This is a genomic window from Pseudoalteromonas sp. SR45-5 (assembly GCF_014163565.1).
Taxonomy (GTDB): domain Bacteria; phylum Pseudomonadota; class Gammaproteobacteria; order Enterobacterales; family Alteromonadaceae; genus Pseudoalteromonas; species Pseudoalteromonas distincta.
On record NZ_JACJDN010000266.1, the window covers coordinates 1 to 5,273 of the forward strand.

The following is a 5,273-nucleotide window of genomic DNA, read 5'->3' on the forward strand; positions in this document are numbered from 1 at the left end:
AGTGAGTTTTACCTAAACCAGTACCACCGTAAATAAATACAGGGTTAAAAGCAGAGCCAGGATTATCGGCAACTTGAGTAGCCGCTGCTTTTGCTAATTGATTTGATTTACCCTCAACAAAGCTGTCAAAGGTATAATTTTCTTTAATGTTAGATTTGTAACCTGACTTAGGTGCAGGTTCAACAACAGGCTTTTGCTCACGAGGCTGTTGTTTTGTAGAAGCTTGTGGTGCTGCTTGTGTTTCTATAACCGGTGCAGCTTGTGCATTTAATAAAGGCTTACTACCTACATCAAAACGTAGCTTTGGTGCTTCAACACCACAAATTTCTACTAATAATTCGTTAATTCTATTTAGGTACTTTTCTCTTACCCAATCAAGCACAAAGCGATTAGGTGCATAAATCGTCAAGGTATCTTCGGTACTTTCTGCTTGTAGTGGTCTTACCCACATACTGAATTGCTGCGAAGGCAGCTCATCTTGCAATACATATAAACAACTTTGCCAAACCGACAGATACACAGTTAAACTCCCAGAGATATAATTTTTATTCCCGCACATCATTAATGATTATAAATCATACATTTATTGCGTTCAAATGGTCCAATAAGCGACCCAAGACCGCGTATTATGAAGGCACTTTATCCACAAGTAAAAGATTGATTTTTATAAAATTGTTGATATCGATGTATAAAATCATTAACAACCTGATTTAAAACAGTTTTTATTTTAGATCCGAAGAGGAGATCATAACAAAATAACACCAAGATCGCGAACCAAATTTACGATCCAATTTTCTTTTCCCCCGCTTTTATTCACTTTTTATACAGGGGCTGTGGAAAACTTCTTATTTATGATGATCCTATCAGATCGCTCTACATGATCTCTTTATGAACCATAAGTAGGCTCTATACTGCGAACGTAATTATGATTGACTTTACGTTACTTACTCTATAATATCTCGCGCTCGCAATGGCACCTATGCCAGGATCGCGACCTGTATAGGATGTTTTAACTTTAACCGATCGGATGAGATTGTTATGAAAAGAACTTTTCAACCTAGCGTTTTAAAACGCAAACGTGCACACGGCTTCCGTGCTCGCATGGCAACTGTAAATGGCCGTAAAGTATTAGCACGTCGCCGCGCTAAAGGCCGCAAAGTTCTTTCTGCTTAATTTATAAGTGGAAGACTTTAGCTTTGGCAGGGAGTTACGTCTGTTAACTCCCTCGCATTACTCTCGCATATTTAATGAACCCGCTCGGGCTGCAACTCCTTTCTTTACTCTATTAGCTAAACCAAATGACCAAGAAAAACCTCGGTTAGGTCTTACTGTTGCTAAAAAACGCGTAAAAAAGGCATGCCAACGAAACCGTATTAAACGTCTCGCTCGCGAAAGTTTTCGTTTAAATCAACACAGCATCGATAATATTGATATTGTGCTTATGGTGAAAAGTGGTATTGATGAACAGTCTAATGAAGAATTAACCAAACAACTTACTAAATTATGGCGAAAAATTAACGAACGCTGTAAACCAGGTGCACCTAAACCGCCACCTTTTAAGAAACGCCCAAACAAATCAGCTAAATCTAATAAACAAACCTAATTGCAATAGAATTGCAGGGTTAATTAATGTATCTTTAGCTCACCTTTTAATCATGCATTTAAAATTTCTAATTGAGTCTTTAAATACATGATATCTATCTCACTAAACTTAAGTAGGGGCATAAACATCATGAGGTTAATTAAACCACTTGTTGCTTTTCCTAAGATTTGTTTAGTGTTATTTATCCGCGGTTATCAAAAGTGGATTAGCCCGCTGTTAGGTCCGCATTGTCGTTTTAATCCAAGCTGCTCACATTATGCAATTCAAGCAATTAATTTGCATGGATTTATAAAAGGTAGTTGGTTAGCTTTAAAACGCATATTAAAATGCCATCCTTTACATTCAGGTGGAGACGATCCCGTACCTGAAAAATTAACCCATATTAACCACCAACACGAGAAATAAGAGCTGTTATGGAATCGCAACGCACGTTTTTATTAATTGGCCTAATGCTAGTGTCGTTTTTATTGTTCCAAGAATGGGATAATGATTACAACAAGCCTAAAGCCGATCCAAGTGCCACAACACAAACACTACAAGCAAATTCACCAGAGTCGGATGATTATATTCCTTCATCGTCAGATTCAGGTTTACCCGCTTCAGCAACTTTAGCTAAACGTTCAGTTATTGAAATCACAACTGACGTTTTTAAAGTTAAAATTGACACCAAAGGCGGTGACATTGTTGAAACAGACCTTCTTCAATACGAAGAAACTAAAGGAAGTGAAACACCTTATATGCTTCTTGGTCAGCTTGATAGTGGCAAACAATACTTTTCACAAAGTGGCTTAATTGGCTTAAATGGCCCTGACGCATCAGCTAACGGTCGCCCTACTTATAGTACCGAACAAAAATCATATACCTTAACGGGTGATGAGCTTCGCGTTCCACTTCAGTTTACTGATAGTAATGGTGTTAGTTTTACTAAAACATACGTATTCAAAAAAGGTCAGTATGACGTAGGCTTAGAATACAAAATCAACAACACTACCAGCGCACCTCTTCAAGTACAGCTATACACGCAAATTAAGCGTACCGTACAAGAAAAAGGTAGCATGGTTGATCAAAACTATTTAGGTGCTGCATACGGTACTGACGAAGAACCATACGAAAAGTATAGTTTTTCAGATATGGCTGATAAAAACCTAAACAAAAACACGCAAGGTGGTTATGTTGCATTTATACAACATTACTTTGTAAGTGCTTGGGTTCCAATGCAGGATCAAACAAATACAATTTATAGCTTAATTACAAAAAGTAATGCCGCTATTATTGGTGCTAAAGATCCCGCTGTAAATATTCAAGCTGGTAGTGAGCAAACACTAACTGCTACTTATTATATGGGTCCGAAAGAGTCAGATATTCTTGAAGCAATTCACCCAGACTTAGACTTAACTGTAGATTACGGTTGGTTATGGTTTATTTCGCAACCTTTATTTGTATTGCTAAAATGGCTACATAGCATTTTAGGTAACTGGGGTGTAGCAATTATTGCCATCACTATTATCGTTAAATCGTTAATGTACCCACTTACTAAAGCGCAATACACTTCAATGGCAAAAATGCGTGCCCTACAGCCTAAAATGGCAGCTCTTAAAGAAAAGTTTGGTGACGACCGTCAAAAGTTCGGCCAAGCAACTATGGAAATGTACAAAAAAGAAAAAGTTAACCCAATGGGTGGCTGTTTCCCTATTTTGCTACAAATGCCAATTTTCTTAGCCTTGTTCTACGTATTCTTAGAGTCAACTGAACTTCGCCATGCTGAATTTATTTTTTGGTTAACAGACCTTTCTGCACAAGACCCGTACTACGTATTACCAATCTTATTTGGTGCGAGTATGTTTGTGACGCAAAAACTTCAGCCTATGACGGTAACTGATCCAATGCAGCAAAAAATGATGACCTTTATGCCGGTTATCTTCTCTGTATTCTTCTTATGGTTCCCATCGGGTTTAGTTCTTTACTGGTTAGTGTCTAACCTTATTTCTATTGTCCAGATGTTAATCATCTACCGTGGCATGGAAAAGAAAGGAATTAAAGTAAGAGGCTAACTAAGCTCCTACTTATATAAAGGCGACTTCGGTCGCCTTTTTTATTGCCTGTTTTTCACCAGAGTATTCGCGAGTGTTTATTTCATAGGTTACAATACCGCCATAAAGTTACTCATCGTTGGCAAATTAATAGCATGATCAATCAAGATACAATTGCAGCACAAGCAACTGCCCCCGGACGTGGTGGTGTTGGTATTATTCGCGTTTCAGGTAGCCTTGCTAAAAGTGTCGCCGAAAAAGTAGTAGGTAAAATTCCTAAAGTTCGCTACGCCGATTACGTGCCATTTAAAAGCCTAGCTGGCGAGCAACTTGACCAAGGTATTGCCATTTACTTTGCAGGTCCTAACTCATTTACTGGTGAAGACGTACTTGAATTACAAGGCCACGGCGGTCCTGTAGTACTTGATATGCTACTTAAAGAAATTAGTAAAATAGAGGGCGTTCGTTTAGCAAAGCCTGGTGAGTTTTCTGAGCGCGCATTTATGAATGACAAGCTTGATTTAACACAAGCAGAGGCCATCGCCGACTTAATTAATGCTACGAGCGAACAAGCTGCCAAAAGCGCCCTACAGTCTCTCCAAGGTGAATTTTCTAAACACATAGAAACGCTTGTAGAAAAAGTAATTCACTTACGTATGTATGTAGAAGCGGCAATAGATTTTCCAGATGAAGAAATTGATTTTTTATCAGACGGTAAAGTGTCAGGCGACTTAGACGCTATTATTACTCAGCTTAACACTGTAACCAACCAAGCCAAGCAAGGCAGCATCATGCGCGAAGGTATGCGTGTTGTTATTGCTGGTCGCCCAAATGCCGGTAAATCAAGCCTACTAAACGCCCTAGCCGGTCGTGAAGCTGCAATCGTAACAGAAATAGCCGGTACCACTCGCGACGTACTACGAGAGCATATACATATAGATGGTATGCCACTGCATATTATAGATACCGCAGGCCTACGAGAGAGCCCTGACCGCGTAGAACAAATAGGTATTGAACGGGCGTGGGATGAAATAAACCAAGCCGATCGCGTTTTATTTATGCTTGATGGCACTGACACTATAGATACTGACCCGCATAAAATTTGGCCTGAATTTATGGCCAAATTACCAGAAGGTATGGGGGTTACGGTCATCAGAAATAAAGCTGATTTATCGGGTGATATAGTCGGAATGGAGCAAGAGCAACAATACCCGGTCATCAGCTTAAGTGCTAAAAATGCTGACGGTATTGAACTTGTTCGCGAGCATTTAAAAGCCTGTATAGGCTTTCAAGGCGCAACAGAGGGTGGCTTTATGGCGCGCCGTCGTCATTTGGATGCACTAGAGAGTGCTGCGTATCATTTAGAAACAGGTAAAACACAATTAGAAATGCACATTGCTGGTGAAATATTGGCTGAAGAACTGCGTTTAACACAGCAGTATTTAAACGAAATAACCGGTGAATTTACCTCAGACGACTTACTTGGCAAGATATTTAGCTCATTTTGTATTGGTAAATAAGCACCTTATTACAGATTTATGTTTATTATAAGAGCACTTAGGTGCTCTTTTTTTATGTAAAATATTCACTATAAAATATGTATTTGTACCGTCAATCCCAGCCAGTTCTGCCAATAAAAT

Annotated in this window: 6 protein-coding genes; 5 read left to right on the forward strand and 1 reads right to left on the reverse strand. The window is 39.0% G+C overall.

What is annotated here, in order from left to right:
• Positions 1 to 520, reverse strand: a 520-nt coding sequence (locus H5072_RS11110) for a DnaA N-terminal domain-containing protein (RefSeq protein WP_310735879.1), incomplete at its 3' end; no start/stop codon positions are given.
• A 518-nt stretch (positions 521 to 1,038) separates the two neighbouring features.
• Here H5072_RS11110 and rpmH point away from each other — a divergent pair.
• From rpmH to mnmE, 5 genes are all read left to right on the forward strand, one after another.
• Entirely contained in the window at positions 1,039 to 1,173 is a 135-nt protein-coding gene (rpmH, locus tag H5072_RS11115) for a 50S ribosomal protein L34 (RefSeq protein WP_004335215.1), read from the forward strand.
• 7 nt (positions 1,174 to 1,180) lie between these two features.
• Positions 1,181 to 1,603 (forward strand): ribonuclease P protein component, encoded by a 423-nt coding sequence (gene rnpA / locus H5072_RS11120; protein ID WP_004335217.1) that lies wholly within the window; start codon positions 1,181 to 1,183, stop codon positions 1,601 to 1,603.
• 129 nt (positions 1,604 to 1,732) lie between these two features.
• Positions 1,733 to 2,008 (forward strand): membrane protein insertion efficiency factor YidD, encoded by a 276-nt coding sequence (gene yidD / locus H5072_RS11125; RefSeq protein WP_004335219.1) that lies wholly within the window; start codon positions 1,733 to 1,735, stop codon positions 2,006 to 2,008.
• Positions 2,009 to 2,016: 8 nt separating this feature from the next.
• Positions 2,017 to 3,654, forward strand: coding sequence for a membrane protein insertase YidC (gene yidC, locus H5072_RS11130; RefSeq protein WP_024597181.1), 1,638 nt, complete (start codon positions 2,017 to 2,019; stop codon positions 3,652 to 3,654).
• Positions 3,655 to 3,788: 134 nt separating this feature from the next.
• Complete coding sequence (gene mnmE, locus H5072_RS11135) at positions 3,789 to 5,153, forward strand: tRNA uridine-5-carboxymethylaminomethyl(34) synthesis GTPase MnmE (protein WP_007584209.1); 1,365 nt, start codon at positions 3,789 to 3,791, stop codon at positions 5,151 to 5,153.
• Positions 5,154 to 5,273: the final 120 nt, after the last annotated feature.